20 protein-coding genes are annotated in these 16,829 nt (G+C 56.3%); 8 read left to right on the plus strand and 12 right to left on the minus strand.

The features are described 5' to 3' along the window. Positions 1–11: 11 nt before the first annotated feature. Both FY156_28980 and FY156_28985 read right to left on the minus strand, forming a co-directional pair. Positions 12–341 carry a DUF736 domain-containing protein gene (locus FY156_28980; GenBank protein ID UXS05565.1) on the minus strand — a complete coding sequence of 110 codons (330 nt, stop codon included), beginning with the start codon at positions 339–341 and terminating at the stop codon, positions 12–14. A 48-nt stretch (positions 342–389) separates the two neighbouring features. Next, entirely contained in the window at positions 390–2,798 is a 2,409-nt protein-coding gene (locus FY156_28985) for a type IV secretory system conjugative DNA transfer family protein (GenBank protein UXS05566.1), read from the minus strand. An 80-nt stretch (positions 2,799–2,878) separates the two neighbouring features. Between FY156_28985 and FY156_28990 the strand changes: the two genes are divergently transcribed. Together FY156_28990 and FY156_28995 are read left to right on the plus strand one after the other, a co-directional pair. After that, the gene (locus FY156_28990) at positions 2,879–3,160 is read left to right on the plus strand and encodes a type II toxin-antitoxin system RelE/ParE family toxin (GenBank protein UXS05628.1); all 282 of its coding nucleotides are present in this window, start codon (positions 2,879–2,881) and stop codon (positions 3,158–3,160) included. A gap of 12 nt (positions 3,161–3,172) precedes the next feature. Next, positions 3,173–3,475: a HigA family addiction module antidote protein gene (locus FY156_28995; GenBank protein ID UXS05567.1), complete on the plus strand. Its 303-nt coding sequence runs from the start codon at positions 3,173–3,175 to the stop codon at positions 3,473–3,475. Positions 3,476–3,504: 29 nt separating this feature from the next. On the opposite strand, the gene virB11 is transcribed toward FY156_28995, so the two are convergent. From virB11 to FY156_29045, 10 genes are all read right to left on the minus strand, one after another. Then, complete coding sequence (gene virB11, locus FY156_29000) at positions 3,505–4,575, minus strand: P-type DNA transfer ATPase VirB11 (GenBank protein ID UXS05568.1); 1,071 nt, start codon at positions 4,573–4,575, stop codon at positions 3,505–3,507. Continuing rightward, positions 4,553–5,770, minus strand: coding sequence for a TrbI/VirB10 family protein (locus tag FY156_29005; protein UXS05569.1), 1,218 nt, complete (start codon positions 5,768–5,770; stop codon positions 4,553–4,555). The genes virB11 and FY156_29005 overlap by 23 nt, the downstream gene beginning before the upstream one ends. After that, complete coding sequence (locus FY156_29010) at positions 5,760–6,542, minus strand: TrbG/VirB9 family P-type conjugative transfer protein (GenBank protein ID UXS05629.1); 783 nt, start codon at positions 6,540–6,542, stop codon at positions 5,760–5,762. The genes FY156_29005 and FY156_29010 overlap by 11 nt, the downstream gene beginning before the upstream one ends. Positions 6,543–6,562: 20 nt before the next feature. After that, positions 6,563–7,240, minus strand: a complete 678-nt coding sequence (locus FY156_29015; protein UXS05630.1) for a type VI secretion protein — start codon at positions 7,238–7,240, stop codon at positions 6,563–6,565. 65 nt (positions 7,241–7,305) lie between these two features. Next, complete coding sequence (locus FY156_29020) at positions 7,306–8,298, minus strand: type IV secretion system protein (protein UXS05631.1); 993 nt, start codon at positions 8,296–8,298, stop codon at positions 7,306–7,308. Positions 8,299–8,635: 337 nt separating this feature from the next. Beyond that, the gene (locus tag FY156_29025) at positions 8,636–9,331 is read right to left on the minus strand and encodes a type VI secretion protein (protein ID UXS05570.1); all 696 of its coding nucleotides are present in this window, start codon (positions 9,329–9,331) and stop codon (positions 8,636–8,638) included. A 16-nt stretch (positions 9,332–9,347) separates the two neighbouring features. After that, positions 9,348–9,830, minus strand: a complete 483-nt coding sequence (locus FY156_29030) for a hypothetical protein (GenBank protein ID UXS05632.1) — start codon at positions 9,828–9,830, stop codon at positions 9,348–9,350. A gap of 125 nt (positions 9,831–9,955) precedes the next feature. Then, complete coding sequence (locus FY156_29035; protein UXS05571.1) at positions 9,956–12,376, minus strand: VirB4 family type IV secretion/conjugal transfer ATPase; 2,421 nt, start codon at positions 12,374–12,376, stop codon at positions 9,956–9,958. A gap of 10 nt (positions 12,377–12,386) precedes the next feature. Further along, a complete protein-coding gene (locus FY156_29040) occupies positions 12,387–12,680 on the minus strand; it encodes a type VI secretion protein (GenBank protein ID UXS05572.1) in 294 nt (97 codons plus the stop codon). Continuing rightward, positions 12,680–13,024, minus strand: a complete 345-nt coding sequence (locus tag FY156_29045; GenBank protein ID UXS05573.1) for a TrbC/VirB2 family protein — start codon at positions 13,022–13,024, stop codon at positions 12,680–12,682. Before FY156_29045 ends, FY156_29040 begins: the two co-directional genes overlap by 1 nt. Before the next feature lie 568 nt (positions 13,025–13,592). Between FY156_29045 and FY156_29050 the strand changes: the two genes are divergently transcribed. From FY156_29050 to FY156_29075, 6 genes are read left to right on the plus strand one after another with little or no spacing between them, the layout of a single operon-like run. Beyond that, positions 13,593–13,877 (plus strand): hypothetical protein, encoded by a 285-nt coding sequence (locus FY156_29050; protein UXS05574.1) that lies wholly within the window; start codon positions 13,593–13,595, stop codon positions 13,875–13,877. A 55-nt stretch (positions 13,878–13,932) separates the two neighbouring features. Then, entirely contained in the window at positions 13,933–14,334 is a 402-nt protein-coding gene (locus FY156_29055; GenBank protein ID UXS05575.1) for a hypothetical protein, read from the plus strand. A 5-nt stretch (positions 14,335–14,339) separates the two neighbouring features. After that, complete coding sequence (locus FY156_29060) at positions 14,340–14,792, plus strand: hypothetical protein (protein ID UXS05633.1); 453 nt, start codon at positions 14,340–14,342, stop codon at positions 14,790–14,792. Beyond that, on the plus strand, positions 14,789–15,457 hold the full coding sequence (locus tag FY156_29065) for an acyltransferase (protein UXS05576.1): 669 nt from the start codon (positions 14,789–14,791) through the stop codon (positions 15,455–15,457). The genes FY156_29060 and FY156_29065 overlap by 4 nt, the downstream gene beginning before the upstream one ends. A gap of 40 nt (positions 15,458–15,497) precedes the next feature. Continuing rightward, positions 15,498–16,031, plus strand: coding sequence for a thermonuclease family protein (locus FY156_29070; GenBank protein ID UXS05577.1), 534 nt, complete (start codon positions 15,498–15,500; stop codon positions 16,029–16,031). 13 nt (positions 16,032–16,044) lie between these two features. Beyond that, positions 16,045–16,641 (plus strand): hypothetical protein, encoded by a 597-nt coding sequence (locus FY156_29075; protein UXS05578.1) that lies wholly within the window; start codon positions 16,045–16,047, stop codon positions 16,639–16,641. Positions 16,642–16,829 lie beyond the last annotated feature (188 nt).

Here is a 16,829-nt window from a genome sequence, read left to right on the forward strand (position 1 = left end):
CCTCCGCCTCCTCAGTCCCAGGGTATAACAGCCATCAGGCTGTCGTCTTCCTGACCGGGGAAGCGTCCGAGGTTCGCGTGGAATTTTCCATGACCTGTCGATAGCGTCATCTGATGGTATTCGCCGCCCTCGCGGTTGAGTTTCAGCCATACGCCGCCGATTTCGACTTTCTTTCCGAGAGGTGACTTGGCGAACAGTCTGAACGCTGGAGCTTTTGGATTTTCGCTCGCGAACTGCTCACCGAATATATCGATGTCATAGGATATCGAGGCAATGTTGCCCCGCAGCCCTTTACCGTCTTTGTCGAAGATCACGTAGTTTGTGAGATCATGTGCGGCCATTGTGTACTCCTCTATTAGCCGTTGGGATTTCTGATGGTTTTGTGCACATCAACCAGCCTCCAGAAACGCTTCGGGGAGCTGGTTGTCTTCAAGTACAGATGTTGATGCACTCTGCTTCAATCGTTCGATTGCTGCAGAGATTTCAGTGCGCGCGACATTGTCTCGGATCCGAGACTCCTCCCCGGCGGGAGTAATCAAATCCTCAATCGCTTCCACCGCCGACGTCAGCTCTGCATGGCTGAGTTCGACGCTATTATTCTCCTCGTCGCGCTCCTTTGACGCGAGATTGAGTATCGTTTCCGGCTGGATGGCAGCGGTTGGAAAAAAGAACAGCTCGTCCGGCAGCACCCTCGCATTGATGCGTTTCGCCAGGCGCGACCAACGTACGGCAGTGATGGCCTCCCGAAGCGGCCATATTGCCTGCAACGCCGATTCCCGCTGTTTGCGGCCTTTTGCGTCCAGCCGATTTGATGAGCCGCGGAGTGCTCCGATCGTCTCCGGTGCTGTGCGCAGGCAAAACAACAGGAAGGCAACCTGCCGATTCTCGATGGCATCGACCGCAACCGAGTACATATGCATGAGGTTCGCCGGGGCAACGAACACCGCTTGGGCGCGTGCGAGAACCTTCAGGTCGGCATCCTGATCTGGTTGCGTGCTGGTGTCGATAGAGGCAGTCGCAGCCCTCGACATTGAAACAAGTGGAGTGGACGACGGTAGATCCTTGGGGCGAGCCTCAAACAGCGGCCATTCCGGTTGAAGATCGACATCGGGAATAATGAGTTGCGACGCCAAGGCTTCCACCTCACGGCGACGTTGGAGAAAGCGGCTGTCAGTGTAAAAATTCATCTTGTTCAGGATCGCACCGTAGCCACTGCGGACCTGCAATATGGTGCTGTTGTCGTCGAGACGCTGGACGGCGCCCGCATCCATCAATGGAACGAGTTCGAACCGCCCGCTGGAGGCTTTCTTTCCAAGCAGCATGCCTGTCCTTCTGCCCCAACCCTCCCGCTCCTCGTATTTGCGACCCAGATTGTCCGATACGATTTTCGCTGTCGCATCGTCGCCGACGGCAATGCAGAGCTTGATGTCCATGTTACCGAGGAGGGCATCGCGGGTTTTCTGGCCATAGCGCTCATCGATCTGCGGGATGTTTTGGGCGACAAGCGCGATCGTCAGCCCATAGCCGGCGACAAGCGGAGCGCGCTTGGTGATCTCTGGAAGGCGATCGAACTGATAAAACTCATCGAGCATCATGAGGATTTTGTGCGGCTCGTCCTTCCCCGGCAGAGCGCGCAGCATGACATCATGGATCTGTTGGATGAGAAGGCGGATGATCGGCTCAACGGTTCCGAAATCGGAAACCGGTGCGGCTATGAAGATTGAGAAGGGTTTGCGACGGAGGTCCCTGATATCAAAGTCGCTTGCCGCACACGCCTCGGCCATCAGCAGATTGTTGAAAGGTGCCAGCGAAGTCACAACGTGCCCCTCGAAACTGGGGCGCTGTTCTTCATCGCGGCCAAGATGCTGAAGGAAGCTGGCGAGGATGAAGTCGTTGAGCTCAGGTTCCTTCTCGATGATATCACGCAACACGCCGGAGAACGGACGACCGGTTGAGAACATACGCAGGACCGATCGGAAATTCCGCCGTCCGTCCATTGTTTTCGATTCCAGCACGTAGCCGAGCAAACCTGCCAGTAATCCACGCGCTGTCTGTTTCCAGTAGCCATCCTCCTTTTCGGCGATTGGCAGGAGTGACGCGGATAGATTGATGAGATCTGTCGAGCGTTCAGGCCAGCCGCGCACGAAATCCAGTGGGTTCCAGCGATGTGTCTTTGCCGATCCTGGAGCGAACACGTAGCACTTCTGGCCCATGGCAAGTCGGGCGGCGCCAGTGTTCAAATAGTTTTCGAGTTTGACATCGATGACAATGGCCGAACCTTCATATTCGAGAAGGTTGGTCAGAACGAAGCCGCGACCTTTACCGGCGCGTGAGGGGCCATTCACGAAGAAATGGCTGTCGCCGCTATAGCGGACGTCGACGGCCTGACGTCCCTTACCGAATGTCCCGAGCAGAATGGACTTGCCGGGCATTCCGTCGAGCAGTCCGGCCTTTTTAAGATCCTCTCGCGTTGCAAAGCGCGAGCCGTCTGCGGGAGGACGAACTTGCCATGGTCGTTTGATGGCGAGTGTCAGGCCGCCTGCGAGGATCGCAACTTCGGTAAGCGTTGCGAGACTTGCCGTGGTGATGAGCTTCATCACGGCCGGGTTATCAAGATAGGCCGCCGCCTGCCTAACCGGCATGGTTATCTGGCCGCTAACAAAGCACTTCCACATGGTCGAGCTCTTCAGCATGAACCAGGATGCCGCACTGTAGTTGAGTGACCAGGCGTAGAATGCGCCACCGGCCGCGACCAGCGGACCTGAGATAATCAAGGCGATCTTTTCAGAGCGGTTCATGCCATCACCGCTCGGAAAGTATGTATCTTTTTGCGATACAAATCTTTCATTTCTGTATTCTTTGGGAATACAGTCAAAGCATGATCATGACGTCGAAAGACAAGCGGTTGCAAGCGGTGCGGGCGGGCAAAGTGCCGAAGGGATTTCCAGCGGATATCCTTGCGCGAGCTCAACGCCGGTTTGCGCAACTGGATGCTGCTGCGACGCTGGATGACTTGCGCGTTCCGCCTTCCAACAACCTTGAAGCCCTTCCGGGTGATCGAAAAGGGCAGCATAGCATTCGCATCAACGGACAGTGGCGAATTTGTTTCGAATGGAGAAACGGTGACGCTTTCGACGTTGAGATTGTCGATTATCACTGAAGGAGCAAAGATATGAGCAATGATCGGCCGAGGCCCATTCATCCAGGGGAAATTCTCAGGGAAGATTTTCTGTCGGAGTACAATCTGACCCCCGGTGCTTTGGCGAAGGCACTCCTGATCCCGCGTGATCGCATGGAGAAGATTGTTAGAGGACAGCGCGACATTACAGCCGACACTGCGTTGCGTTTGGGACGCTATTTCGGGACGACCGCGCAGTTCTGGGTCAATTTGCAGTCCAATCACGATCTTCTGGTTGCTGAATCTCGTTTCCATGACGCGATCGAAAAGATATCGCCACGCAATATCGCGGCCTGAGTGACTGGAGTTGCAAGGATTGAGACTCTTCACTGGCCGCTCCACCGATTGAAGTAAATTTCCCGAACGCTGCGTTTCATGGTGATGGGATCTCGCCTGACCTGGACGATCACCGGGACCACGAAACGAACGAATTCGATCAACTCAGCCTTGGTCAGACCAAGACCAGCCTGCATTGTCGCCATCGCCAACCGCTCGTAGGCACCGTTCGGATTGTCTGCGTGAAGCGTCGACATTGAACCTGGATGGCCTGTGTTGACTGCCTGCAGGAACGAGTAAGCTTCCGCGCCGCGGATTTCGCCCATGAAAATGCGATCCGGACGAAGACGGAGTGCCGCCTCAAGGCAGTCCTGAATAGTCGACCTAGCGCGGCCCTGGCCTCCCTTTGATGCCACGAGGGCAAGGTAGTTTGGCTGCCGCGGCTTCAACTCGCGGGTATCCTCGATCGAAACCAGTCGCTCCCAGTCGGGAACGTCCTTGAGCAAGCCGTTGAAGAATGTTGTCTTGCCGCTCGACGTTCCCCCTGAAATCAGAATGGTCAGGCGGTTTTCAATTGCGAACCTGAACCAGTCGCGTCTTGCTGCGGGCGAGTGGTCTTTCAGTCCCTCGACAAGCTCACGCTCGAGCGGGCTCATCTCGTCCTGACCTGTGCTTTTCGGTCCTGTGACGCGGGCCGCATCAAGCCCGCCGAGAACAACGTATTCATCGAGCGACATATCGCGGATGACCTGTTTGCGGATCGCGAATGCGCCTCCATCAGCCGCGACGGGTGACAGCACGCCCTGGAAGCGCTCACCGTTTGGCATAGCAGCCGAGAGGAGTGGCGTCTCCTCGTTGACGCTCTGTTGGGTGGCACCGGCAACCATCTGGGCAAGACCGCGAATAGCGCGCTCGTCGAGAGCCGGCACGTCATGGCGGATCATGCGATGATGGTCGATCCTCTCCACCCAAATCTCGCATGGCCGATTGCACATGATCTCAACAACGGCAGGGTCTTCAAGCCATGGCCGGAGCGGATTTGCAGCCTGACGCAGATAGACCGGGAGCCCGTCCCAAAGTGAAGTGTCAATCGTGGGATCAGCGCTGGAGACGTAATTCATTGAGCGCCTCCTTGACCGGATCTGGATATAGGGAAGAGAAATCGAGATCGCGACGTACGAAGATCATGATCTGCGTACCCTGATCGATATGGATTGTCGGGGGGATGTCGATCGACTCTTCGAGGGCCGTGTTGGCCATGTCAGAAATGGTCTGCGAGATCGTCTGCTGCGCCTGCGTCTGTGTGTTAGAACTTGTCGACAAACCGGCAGAACTTGTACCATCGGAGTTCAGGCTGGCGATGAAGGATGAAACGCCGCCGACGATGCTCAGGATTGCCGCGGCGCCGAAGCGTTCAAGGTAATGCTTGTCGACAAAACCCGCGACACCAGAGCGGCCGAGATTGTCGGTCCCGTAAGATCCAAGCGAAACGGACGTTCCGTCGGAGCGCAGGGCGCGTGTCCACACAATCAGGACGCGGGTTTGTCCGCGAGCAATACCGCTGCGATACTCGCCAACCAGCATCGTACCCTTGGGGAGCAGGATGCGGCGACCATCGAACGAATAGACGTCGGTCGATGTTACGGCACGGACCATGCCGGGGAGTTCTGACTGAACTGCCGTCTCGAGGACGCCACGGATCAATGTGCCCTGGGCGATGAGGGCGTCGATCCGCTCATTGCGGGTCGCCCTGACGGTTTCGACATCTTGTGCGGCAACCGAGCTGACGAACTTTCGGTTCGGGTCTTCATCCGTTGCGGCCGCTGCGGATGCAGACGACGACGTGTCAACCGATCCGCCAAGGCCAGCCATGCTGTTCGCGCCCTGATCCACGACGATCATGTTGGATTGCAGCCTCGCGAGGCGCAGTTCCTCCTCACGCTTCAGGCGGGCGGCTTCTTCGGCCGCTCGACGCGCTGCCTCTTCATCGAACGGCGGCGGTGGCTGGACGATGACTAGTGGTGGCTGGACTTGAACAGGCGGGGGCGGGGGAATGACAAGGCGGTTATCGACCGGCTCCGGTACCTCATCCGGATCGAGATGCAGGTTGACCGAATTGCTGGCGGTCTTGAACTCCTCGCGCTCTGCCTGCTGCTGCTCACCGCTCGGTTTGACGAATGAGATATAGCCGGAGTAGCCAAGCACGCCGAGTGCGGCCGTTGCGAGAAGCAACGGTATGAGCTTGCCGCTCCTCCGCTCCGAGGGGTGTGCGACGGTCTCAGTGATCTTCGACTCTTCCTCGAAGTCAACGATCATAGCGATCACCCGACGGCTGCGAAGACTGAGTTGCACGAGACTGAGAAGTACGGTTGCGAAGGTCGAAGACGCAGGTGACCGTAGCACCATTACGAAGCGTCCATTGGCGGGATACCCTGTCGACCACGATATAGTCGCCTTCGCGGCGGAAGTTTACGAGCGATTCAGAGCCATCCGATTTGACGGTGAAAAACGCAGGAACCTCACCGGAGAACTGGAAGAACGTTTTTTTGCCATCGTCGAATACGGACGTCGGACGGTTGTCGACTGCGCCCTTGTAGCCAAAATCGTAATTGAGCCTTCCAGGATTGGCCAAAGCGGCCTGCACATTGGGCATGGCGGCTTTTTGTTTGGCGAGCGCCAGCAGATTTCCGTCATGGACATCATCGGGATAGGTGAAGCGCAGCTTGATGACGGCCTGTTTGGTACTGCTAGGCTTCGCCCCCTTCAGCATGAAATTGTAAACACGCTTCGAGGTCACCACGTTCATATTGGTTTCTGCGTCCGGCTGGAGCGGCTTGATGAACAGGAACCGCTTGGACTGATCTGGAACAGCCTGCCAGGCAACGCTGTCCCCGATTGCAACGGTTGCGATCTTCTCATCGTCGTTGAAGACGATCATCGTTGAGACACCCATCATGCCCGCCAAAAAGACGATGTTGTCACGCTGGAAGGGCACGGTGCGGATGCGCTCATCGGCCGGGACAGCACGTGGCGTGCTTTCGGCTAATGCTGAGGATGCGGACGCTATGAATATAGCGCTGGCAGACATCAGAGTCCGGCAAGGGAGGTTCATTTGCCATCCTCCGTTGTCACGGTTTCCTGATCGCGGCGGTATTCGGTCACCTGGAAACCGAGCGGATTGTCAAAGCGCCAGTCGTTGCGCATCGGTTCGGCGGTGTAACGGAAGCGGACGTTTGCGACCCAATGTTCAGTGACTTTTGGACCGGTGCGGCCGGTGCGCGTTGTCGAGAACCGAACCGCAGCTGTCTTGTCATTGAGAAAAATAACGCTTTTGACCGAAACCGATATCACGGTATCAGAGCCGTGGAGCTTGACGGGGTTTTGAGAGTTTGATCCGGAGTATGTGCCGGCGAGATCGTCAGCCGCCTTGCCCGTGGAGTAGAGCGAGGCAAGATCGTAATTGTCTCGAAGGCTTTTTGGGTCGTAGGTCTCGCGAGCCCGGATAAATCGCACAATATTGGCGCGGGTGACGGCCTCGTTCTGGGTCAAGTCACCTGCTTCGGACAATGGGCGACTTGCTTCAACATAGCCTGTCGTCTTGTCGACCTCCAACACGACCACCTCGAAGGTCTTGATCGGGAGAAGTGCCCAGAGAAGGCCTATCGCTGCCAGGAGCGCAAAGGCCAGGATGATGGCGAACATTCTCCAAGCGTCACGGGAGACAGCGGTCCAGCGATAAACGGAACGTTCCCAGCGCTCGCCATCACCATAATAGCTAGGATCGATGTTGGGGGGTGGAGCGGTGCTGACTTCAGCGCTTTTACAATCTGTCAAAGAAGTAGCCCCTTGCGTTATTTACGGCTGTTGACGGAGGCGGCTCGCACTTGCGCTGCTGCCGCATCCCCGTCACCGATTGAGCCATGCTGGCGGTTGAGGGTGCTCCCAACTTTGCCGCCGATAAATCTGCTCACGTCCAACAAGGCGCCGGGCCCATTGGTGGCCAAGTACTTTCCGCTCGCCCAGACGTTTCGTCCGGTTGCGTCAACGCGTGCCGCGCCGCCAGCGATCCCTGCAGCGAGGCTGACAAGCTCTTTCAGGAGATACGTTGTCGCAGCGCACATGAAGCAGAAGGCGCCAAGCGTGGAGAAAACAGCGTCACCTTTCTGCATGTCGTTGATCGTGCTGCGCAGGATCGTCGTCATCAGCCCGAGCGTTGTGTAAACGAGAACGGGAAGAATGGCGTAAGCAGCGAGCGTCCTGATCCAGCCATCAACGACGGAAGAGGTTAGCCGGAACAGTGCGGCACACAGCACGATTGGGCCAATCGCCAAGAGGATGAACATTGTCATCTTGCCCACGATCAGGATGACTGCACCCATCGCGCAGACAACAATGGCGAAGGCCAAAACAAAGAGTGCTGCGAAAAAGAATTGGGGTGCTGTCACACCGCCTTTCGCGGCGATTGTTTTTGCGCCTGTAATCGCGGCGGTCCAGATGTCCTTCAGACCGGATCCCATCGACGCATTATCCGTCCCGCAGTTTTCTCCGCCTGCTGCCTCACAGAAGATAGAGGCGACCCCGACGGGACCATCGAGCAGAGGTTTTGCGATCAATGGCGAATAGGCAGCCCACGAGATGATGAAGGTGTAGCAGATGAAGGCACGGCCGAAGCGCCAGACAAACTCGCCTGCCGTCATTGGAGCACGCCCGAACAGCATCTCGTAGCCCCACCAAATGACATAGATCGTCAGCGCGGCGATAAAGAGTGGGCCGAGGTGGTTTGCGAGCCGGTCGTAGATCGATTGCACCGTCGTAATGCCGAGTGCATCGATCTTGCTCAGCATATCAATAATGAATTGGCCGGAGGCGTTCAGGAACTCGTCCATTGTGACCTTCAGAAACCAATGCCGCTGACAATGTCACTCTGCCGAACCATGGGTCCGCAGCCGTCGTCTCCAGCGAAGGCAACGGAAGCATAACTGAGTGCTTCGAACAGAGATGAGTGCGTCCCCTCGCCGTTAAAACAGGGGGACTTCAGCTCCTTGTGACTGGCGCAGGCCGAAAGGGATACGATTGCGGCCGCAATTGTGATGACCGAAATTGTTCTGCCGAGGCCGTTCGCCGGGTGGGTATCGTGGCGGGTGGTTTTGTTGGGTATGGGCTTATGCACGCTAACCGTCCTCAATTCATGAACTCGGCCAAGGCTGCTTCCGCAGCCAGTTGTCGCATTTGGTCCGTATTCATGGCCGCATTGCCGGCGTTGACGGCGCCAACAAGCTCGTTGACGGTCTGGGCCGTCTGGGTCTGAACCTGCGAGTTCTGATCGATCGAGCCCTTGATGTCTGGTGCCGTGCCGATCCGTGTTTGTACGCCCTGAAAGGCTGTGCTGCGCTGCTGGACGGCGGCCTGCGTTCCTGAAACGGTCGCTGTCAGCGCCGTCGCAGTGTTGACGAGCTGCTGGTATGACTTGTCCGCACGCGTGTAATTCGAGCTTGATGTTGCGCCGGAGATCGTCTTGACGAGATTGAGTGTATTGAGGATTTTTGCCGCGTCAGCGCCAAAAGACCCGAGCTGGCCCCAGGCCATCTGCCCGCTGAGAAGACTGGAAAAATCAGGGGCTTTGCCGAGAGAAAAGCCCGAGCCGAGTGCGGTGCTGGCGATTTCGTTTGTGGATCGGTTACCGGTTACCGCTGCGAGCGTCTTGTTGACGGTCTGGAGAATATCGCTGTTTGATGACATGATCTCGGCCGTATGTTTGGCGGTCTGTTTCGCCTGCTCCAGCGTTGCCTCATCGATGACGGGAACCTGGGCGAAGGCTGTAGGGCTTGTGCCGGAAAGAAAAGCCGCCGCAATGAAGAGTCTCCTTATTCTGCGCATGATATTCCTTTCCGGGTTACGGTTTGCCGTTCATGAAGTTGGAGAGCGCGCTTTCGTCGGCAGCCTGATCGAGCTGCTTTTGATTGCGCATGGCGTTGCGTGTCGTCATGGCCTGGACCGCCTGGTTCCAGACCTGCGCCGTCGATAGCCTCGTCATCGTGTTTTGATCGAATGCGCCCTGTTGGGTTTGTGCAGAGCCAATCGTGGCCGACTGGCTGTTGATCGTTGTCGTGTTCGACTGAATGGCTGCTGCGACAGCCGCGAGCGAGTTGACCACCTGACCGACGTTCTTGGTCCGCATCGCCTGGATGCCGGTGGCAACTGCTATCAGGATCTGGAAGTCGTTCCCGCCGATACTGGTGCCAGTCAGCGCGCCGCCAAGAACACTCTGCCCACTGACACCGCCCATCCCAGCAAGATCGTTTTGGTTTGTGACGGACGCGTGCATGCCCTGGGTCGGTGCAACGGATGCCTGCTTGTACATTCGGGCGCGTTTCATGCAGATCTTTGTTCGATAGTTCGTATCAGTACGTTGCGCGTCATTGGTCGGCACTTGCGCATAAGACGACGGTATAGCTTGGGTGCTTATGATGACGATGCTCAGGAGAGAGGGAACGAACCGTTTCAGCATGGCTCTTCCTCCGATTTCCAGCCGCAGAAGTGGGGAAGCCACTGTTCCGCCCCGTCTCCGTGGATCGCCCGTAGCCGTTCGCACTCCTCGACAGTTTCCGCGCGACCGGAAAGAACCTTGATCAGGTCCGGCATGGCGGAGAGATCGAGCTTGGCAACGACGCTGTCGTGATCGTGCTTGACGAGAAATTGGCGGGAGGTGGCAGAGGTCGATTTGATCCAGTCGAACTCGGTTTCCGAAAGGCCAAACCGCTCGATGTAACTTTCGCGGTCAGCCTTGGGATTGGGGAAGAAGATGTTCGTCGGACTTTGTTCAAGCAGGGTGTGTGAGATCTTCGCAGTCACAACATCGCGTGGCGACTGCGTTCCAAGCCCGATGATCCCGTTCTTTTTGCGAATGGTTTTCAGCTGATCATTGAGAAAGGCGCCAGCCTTGTCGTCACCGAGCACCTTCCAGCCTTCGTCGATGAACATCATCATAGGTCGCAGGCCATCAAGCATGCCCCCAATGCGGAAGAAAATGTAGGCGAGAGCGGCGGTTCTGACGTCAGGATCGTCGAGGATTGCCGTCAGATCGAAGCCGAATATGCCGATCTCTCCGTCCCATCGGTCGGTCGGGTTGTCGAAAAGCCAGCCATGCGCCTCGCACCATACCTCGAAGCGGCTGGCGAGATCGTCGCGCCCCGCGACTTCTGTACCGCGAAGGAGCTGGATAACGTCACGGAAGCGGCGCTCCGAAAGCGGAACAGCAAAAATGCGGTCGACAGCACTTGCCAAGATTTTTTCCTGTTCAGCGCCGAGCTTGTCACCGGCGACGCGAGGCCGCACAAGGAATGAGAGAAGATCGAAAAGGAATGCGCGCGCTTCGGGACTGTTCTCAAGCTGCAATGGATTGAAGCCAGTTGGCACACCTGGGCGCAGAACCTCATATTGGCCACCGCAAGCCCGGACAAAAATCTCCGCGCCGCGATCCTTGTCGAAGATTGCAATACGAGGTTGCGGCCGGGTTCGCATCGCCTGAGCGAACAGGAAAAGGAGCGCCGACGTTTTTCCCGAACCGGTTGGGCCGGTCACTATGAAATTGCCGACTTCGCCTTTATGAAAGTTGAAATAATAAGGGGTCAGAGAGGTGGTCTGCAGCAGCGAGACCGCCGAACCCCATCTGTTTCCGGTTGGCTTGCCAAGTGCAAAATTGTGGAACGACGTCATGCCACAGAAATTACGCGAGGAAATAAGGGCTTTACGGGCGATGTAGGCAAAGTTGCCTGGCATCTGAGCCCAGAAAACCGGTTCGGCATTGAGATCCTCGCGAACCACAACGAGGCCGCTTTCCTGCAGTTCTTTCGTTACTGCCTGCGTGCAAGCTTCCGCTTCCTTGATTGTGTCGCCAAGCGCCAGCACACTCAGATGATGATAGCCCATCACGGCGCGGCCATTCACCAACTCGTCCTTGGCAATATTGATTGCCTCTTCAAGACTGGTGCCGCGCTCGTCCGAAACGCGGATCTGACGTTCAATGCGATCCATCTCGCTGAGGATTGGCGCACGATCCTGAAGTGCAAAGCTTTGGCTGAGGATGAATTCGCCCTGAATTTTGAGGAGGCCGTCGAGCATGCCGGACGCGGTGTAGGGCGTGTATTCGCGGATCGACAGCATGGCGCCGAAGCGCGTATCGGCCTCCGCAACACCACGCAGCTCTAGCATCCGGCGGCCGAACGTGATGCGCTTCGTCGGAATATATTGATCGAGCGGCTGGCGCGGCAAAAGCATGTTGACGGGTGTCGCCCCGCTGGCGAGCTGTGCCAGAAATTCGATCGGCTCGGAATAGATTGAACCGCTGCGTACTACGGCTTGCAAAACACGCGCTCCGTAGCGAGCAAGGCCTTTGACGATGTTCGCAATGTGATCGCGAAGCTCCTGACGGGCTTCTAATTCAATCGCTTTTTCCGAAATGCCGCCTACCTTGCGAAACCTCGAGACCATTGTGTCGGCGAGCCCGACCTTTCCCTGATATCCACGCCGGATCACCGTGAGATAGAGCTCATTGCTGTACATGCGCGTCTTCCCGAGGCTTTCCATGTAGCGCTGATCGAGACGACGGCAGAAGTCGATCGAGATGTCTCCCTCGATCTTTGGCGGTATGCGACGACGAACAATATGGCTGTAGACAGCAAAGCGGCTGTCAGCCAGTGAGCGGAGCAGCGTGTTACGGCTTGCCGCCTCCATGTCGATATCTTCCTGATCGGCCGTCTGATGGCAAAAGCCATCAAGCTTGATCACGGAAAGGAATGTGCTGTCTTTCGTTCGAAGCGTCTGCTCATCGACGTGACGGGTGTAAGGAATATGATGCGAGACTGACCGTTCGCGGCCGATCTCTGTTCCAAAACGCATATCCTGACGAACGGCACGCTGCATCTTCATGTCCTTACGGTTGATAGGAGTTGCCGGCCCAGAAATGACGGTTCTTTGTCAGAGGGCACTTTGCGATCCTCACACGAAAGATGCTTGCAAGGTGCGGATCCCGAACCGTCATCATGAAAGCGGTGGCGTGCAGCGGGAAAAACAGCAGGAAAACAGCAAGGTTTTTCGTGTTGAGGAAAACCATGACGACGATCATCAATTCGCCGACGAACAGCCCGATCGGAATGCCCCACATCATGCGAGGCCGGGTCAGGCCGATGACGAGTGGCGCAACCTGTGGCTTTGCCTGTTCGACCATCAGCCATTCAGCCCCGTAGACATCGACTGAACAAGCTGTGCGCCGCCGAAGATAAAGGCGATCCCGACTATGATCGAGAAGCACCACGACCACGGAATGCGGCTGGTCAAGGCCATGTAACCGACGGCGGCACAGGCAATCGTCGCTGCTGTCGTGGCGAATGTTCCAGTCATGAAATCGAGCAATGTCTGGAAGACGTTGTTTATTGGCTGGAATACGTCGCCTGCGGCGAGGGCGAGCTGCGGATGAGTGGCGACGGCGGATACGAGAACGAGGCCGCCAATGGCAAGCGAACCGATGTGACACGAACGCTCTGGGCATTTTGGTCTGGACACTTTGTTCATTGGTCGTCTCTCTCCTTGCTGCACATAAAGAACCGAGCCGCCGAGGCAAGTGTCGTTGGCTGGGGCACGTCCGTTGCTATTGGTCTGGTTCTGAATTGCCGTTTTGCGGGACGACCTGCCGCTTTTGTCCGTAACTGCGTTTTTCCCGCCGATCGCTGCTGATTGTTCCCCGCGAAGGCGTCCATACGGATCGAGATACTCTCCACCGGCACGCGTTCGCTCATTGAAAAAGGCCCCTGCCGCTCTTGTTAGGATCTATATATACAACTATGATCCAAATGATATCAATAGGGAACCCGTCAAATGCCGTCCACCCGGATCGGATTTCAGTATTCAGCGGCCTGTCTGATGGCTGTTACGGCAATAAATCATTCCAGTGCAGCTCAAGCGGCCGATGCGAGTTGGGGGTGCCAGGTGCTGCTCTGCGCGGCGTCGGAAAACCCATCCTGGCAGAGTGTTTCCTATTGCGTCCCGCCCATGAAAAAGCTCATCGCTGCAATGGCGAAACCACGCTTTTCGTGGCCGATTTGCAGGGAGGCAGAGACCGGGGCACCCGGATACGAACGCTATGAAGATTGCCCGGAAGGATACACGCCAACTCGCTCAGACAATGGTCAACGCCAGTCTTCAGATCCCGATATGTGCACCAAGCGTACCAGCATCTGTGACGGTACATCAATATATCGTGATCGAGAATGTATCACTGTGGAAAACACCCCGCGTAAGGAGAAAGCAAATCCTTTTTATTATGACGTTCAACAGAGCAACGGCGTCGCGAGGCGGTTCTGGTTTAATCTCAATGACGGTTAAAAATACTGAAGAATGGCGCGAAATGTCTGAATTTATATTTTGACAAGTCTTGAGTCGTCGAGAAACATTGCTCAACTGATATCAGGAAAGGCGCGGAAATGTGCGGCGAGCAACGCATAGTCGTTTACGACGACTCAAGAGCTGACACTTCCCATCTTGATTCCTGTGCGTGGAAGGTGATGTGCAGCCTTGCTGCTATGGGCCTTACAAGTTTGCTGTCTTACTGGTTGATCATCGAAGCACAGACTGTGTGGCAAATGCCATTTGATCATACCGGTTACACGCTGTGGATCACATCAGCTCTAATAGTTGTCCATGCAGGAATCCTGCTGGCAGTGCTCTGGCTTTCTCTGGCAATGCTCGGCCTTGTGCTGATCATCGCTGAGTTTTTGTGGTCCGTGTTGCTGCCGTTTAGGCTTCTTTGCCTGGTGGTGAGGGCGCTCGCGTCGTCGCTATGGCACTTCACCCGCCGGGCGGTTTTCAAAAACAAGGTTGGCTAGCCGATATGTTGAAAAGGTCCCGCATCATTTCGGTTTTCCTTTTTTCGTTGTCGATGACGCTTCTAACCGCCTCATGGGCTCGGGAAGGTTATCAGTTTCAGCTCAAGCTCACCTCCCCCGACGCAAGACATGACCCTGACGGTGTCTGGTCCGATGACGATCTCAATTTTGTTCGATCTTCTGGCCTGATCCCAAAAATTTATACCGCCAGGATTGAGACGCCTGCAGGCAAATGGCTCCTCAGCCAGCTCTCCGGAGTTTGTAACATGCAGGGCATGTGTGATGCCCAGCTCATCAAGATTGAGGTGGGCAAGCCACCGCAGCTCTACGCAAATCCGCTGATAGTGGAGGGGGGAAAGGCTGAGCTTTCCCTCAACTATAAAAGGCTGACGACGCAGGAGATCGATCAGAACGGGCGACCGTTCATTGGCAAATACGTGGTGGGTCCTATCCGATGAAAACCACTTCCGTTTCAGCGTTGCGATTTCTTCGGCCGCGGAAAGAAGATCTTTACGCCAACGCCGGTCTGACCTTTGCGCTCGCCGCGACATTTGCGCTGGCAGGAGAGTCGGCCGTGAGCATGCTGGCTGCCGGCATGCCGGCCGAATGCGCAGAATATGCCGCCAATGTCTCATCCAGTGAAGGCAACTTTACGAGTGTCTCGCCAGTGGTAAACGGGACGACTTGTTACGGCGCATTCCAGTTTTGCAACAGCGGGACACTTCAATCCTATTGGGCGGGTACCCCCTCAGGTTTCCTCGCCAACCCGCAAGCCCAAGTCGGCGCATGGCTCAGACTTCAAAAAAATGAGTGGGACGCTGCGCGAAGACTGGGTATGAATCGGCTGCTTGGGCAACAGGTCTGCTTTGACGGCACCTGTGCAACGATAACGCAATCATCGATCCTGAAAGCATGCCAGTTTGGCTGTCAGGGAAAATCGTCAAAGCTTTACAGGCTCATGGCTTCAGGACTGGATTGCAATGCCCCAGGAACAGCTGACGGCGCGGGAACGAGTGTCTGCCGGTTTCTCGTTTCCGGGGCAGCGTACAATGTGAGCTGCATAACAAACGACAACGATGGGGTCGAGTGCTTCCCTCCCGCCCCAGTGAATGCTTTCAGGTAGGCCGGTGAAGAGCGGGCGACGGACACGTAGACGAGCTAGTATGTGTGCGGTCATTTCCCTTTCGATACTTGTTGGCCAAAGCTCCACAAGCATTGCCGCCAATTCCTTCTCGATCCCAGGTCAGGGCGTCGAAGTGTTAACCGGCGATAGCTGGCTTCAAAGCCGATATGTCGTACGCCTTTATGGCGTGCAGTCGTGCCTGCGTGGTAAGCAGTACACCGATCGTGCTGGTTCGAAACAGGACTGCGGTGCGGTGTCTGCGGCATTCTTGGCCGCCCTCGTTCGGGATACGAACCCTGTTTGTCGTTCCGTTGGAAGCCTCGCTCCATCGGCTACACTTCAGACCGCAACCGTGCTCGCGATCTGTACCGTTCGATTGGGTGGACAATCCCTCGACCTTGGGGCAATGATGATCGCTCAGGGCTTCGCGTTTGCCGCCTTGGCAAACAATGGCAAACCTGTCTACATGCCCTACCTGATACAAGAATCGATTGCACAGCAGTCGGCGGCAGGACTTTGGGCGTTTAGCGATGTTCCTCACCCATCCCGCGACCTGCTGGCTATCCAAGAGTAGCAGCCGCGAGGACATGGAAAATAAGCCTAACTATAGCGAGTGGCGCCGCTCCTGGTGGCGCGAAACTGTCGGCGATCTTAGAGAATCGAGGGCTCTGCTGCCTGAGGGCGATCATAGCCGTGCCGTGAACTTGGCATCGGGTTACGGCGTACGTCTGCCAATATTGTTGGGTCAATTGGTCACCAGTCAACTCGCCCAACTGGATGAGCGGAGCGAACAACCGGCAAATCAGCCAATCCCAGCGAAGGACTATGGTGAAGGCTCTTGTGATATCGGGTTGCTATCCCGGTTGATTGTCGCTTCCGATTTCCCAGAGGATACCGCCTCAACGAGACTGAGACAGTTGGGTCTCGTGCACATAATCGCTTCAGATCGGGAAGCTGGCCGGAAATCAACGGCCAGAGATGTCTCGTTGCGGCTACGGGCACCTTCTACACAGATCGATTTGTTGTGCCGGGTCCTTGATGCGCGCGGCATTCTCTCTCGAGTTCGCGTTCCCGGTGTCCATCCTGGCAAGTCAGCCAAAATTCTGATGATCCGCGACGACGCTGTCGAGGCTTTCAAAAAAGCCCATCGTGAGACCGTCGGGAAGGAAGTCGCGCCTGAATAGGCTCGCATCCGAGATGGAAAGATGTTTCGAGGTCAAAATCCACGATCAGCGAATGCGTTTCCATCTCGACAGTCTTTAGCCACGCCCGAATGGTGGCCTTGAACGCACGTTCGTTTATGGGAACAGCAGAAAGCTGAAACAGCGCTCTTGAAAGGTACTCGTGAGACAGGACTGTCATTCTGTGGGAT

It is taken from the genome of Agrobacterium tumefaciens, from assembly GCA_025559845.1.
In the GTDB taxonomy this organism is placed as follows: Bacteria; Pseudomonadota; Alphaproteobacteria; order Rhizobiales; family Rhizobiaceae; genus Agrobacterium.

Bases quoted from the DNA above. Each gene is read 5' to 3' on its own strand.
- FY156_28980 (UXS05565.1), bottom strand. From the start codon at position 341: ATGGCCGCACATGATCTCACAAACTACGTGATCTTCGACAAAGACGGT.
- FY156_28985 (UXS05566.1), bottom strand. From the start codon at position 2,798: ATGAACCGCTCTGAAAAGATCGCCTTGATTATCTCAGGTCCGCTGGTC.
- FY156_28990 (UXS05628.1), top strand. From the start codon at position 2,879: ATGATCATGACGTCGAAAGACAAGCGGTTGCAAGCGGTGCGGGCGGGC.
- FY156_28995 (UXS05567.1), top strand. From the start codon at position 3,173: ATGAGCAATGATCGGCCGAGGCCCATTCATCCAGGGGAAATTCTCAGG.
- virB11 (UXS05568.1), bottom strand. From the start codon at position 4,575: ATGAATTACGTCTCCAGCGCTGATCCCACGATTGACACTTCACTTTGG.
- FY156_29005 (UXS05569.1), bottom strand. From the start codon at position 5,770: ATGATCGTTGACTTCGAGGAAGAGTCGAAGATCACTGAGACCGTCGCA.
- FY156_29010 (UXS05629.1), bottom strand. From the start codon at position 6,542: ATGTCTGCCAGCGCTATATTCATAGCGTCCGCATCCTCAGCATTAGCC.
- FY156_29020 (UXS05631.1), bottom strand. From the start codon at position 8,298: ATGCTGAGCAAGATCGATGCACTCGGCATTACGACGGTGCAATCGATC.
- FY156_29025 (UXS05570.1), bottom strand. From the start codon at position 9,331: ATGCGCAGAATAAGGAGACTCTTCATTGCGGCGGCTTTTCTTTCCGGC.
- FY156_29030 (UXS05632.1), bottom strand. From the start codon at position 9,830: ATGAAACGCGCCCGAATGTACAAGCAGGCATCCGTTGCACCGACCCAG.
- FY156_29035 (UXS05571.1), bottom strand. From the start codon at position 12,376: ATGCAGCGTGCCGTTCGTCAGGATATGCGTTTTGGAACAGAGATCGGC.
- FY156_29040 (UXS05572.1), bottom strand. From the start codon at position 12,680: ATGGTCGAACAGGCAAAGCCACAGGTTGCGCCACTCGTCATCGGCCTG.
- FY156_29045 (UXS05573.1), bottom strand. From the start codon at position 13,024: ATGAACAAAGTGTCCAGACCAAAATGCCCAGAGCGTTCGTGTCACATC.
- FY156_29050 (UXS05574.1), top strand. From the start codon at position 13,593: ATGAAGATTGCCCGGAAGGATACACGCCAACTCGCTCAGACAATGGTC.
- FY156_29055 (UXS05575.1), top strand. From the start codon at position 13,933: ATGTGCGGCGAGCAACGCATAGTCGTTTACGACGACTCAAGAGCTGAC.
- FY156_29060 (UXS05633.1), top strand. From the start codon at position 14,340: ATGTTGAAAAGGTCCCGCATCATTTCGGTTTTCCTTTTTTCGTTGTCG.
- FY156_29065 (UXS05576.1), top strand. From the start codon at position 14,789: ATGAAAACCACTTCCGTTTCAGCGTTGCGATTTCTTCGGCCGCGGAAA.
- FY156_29070 (UXS05577.1), top strand. From the start codon at position 15,498: ATGTGTGCGGTCATTTCCCTTTCGATACTTGTTGGCCAAAGCTCCACA.
- FY156_29075 (UXS05578.1), top strand. From the start codon at position 16,045: ATGGAAAATAAGCCTAACTATAGCGAGTGGCGCCGCTCCTGGTGGCGC.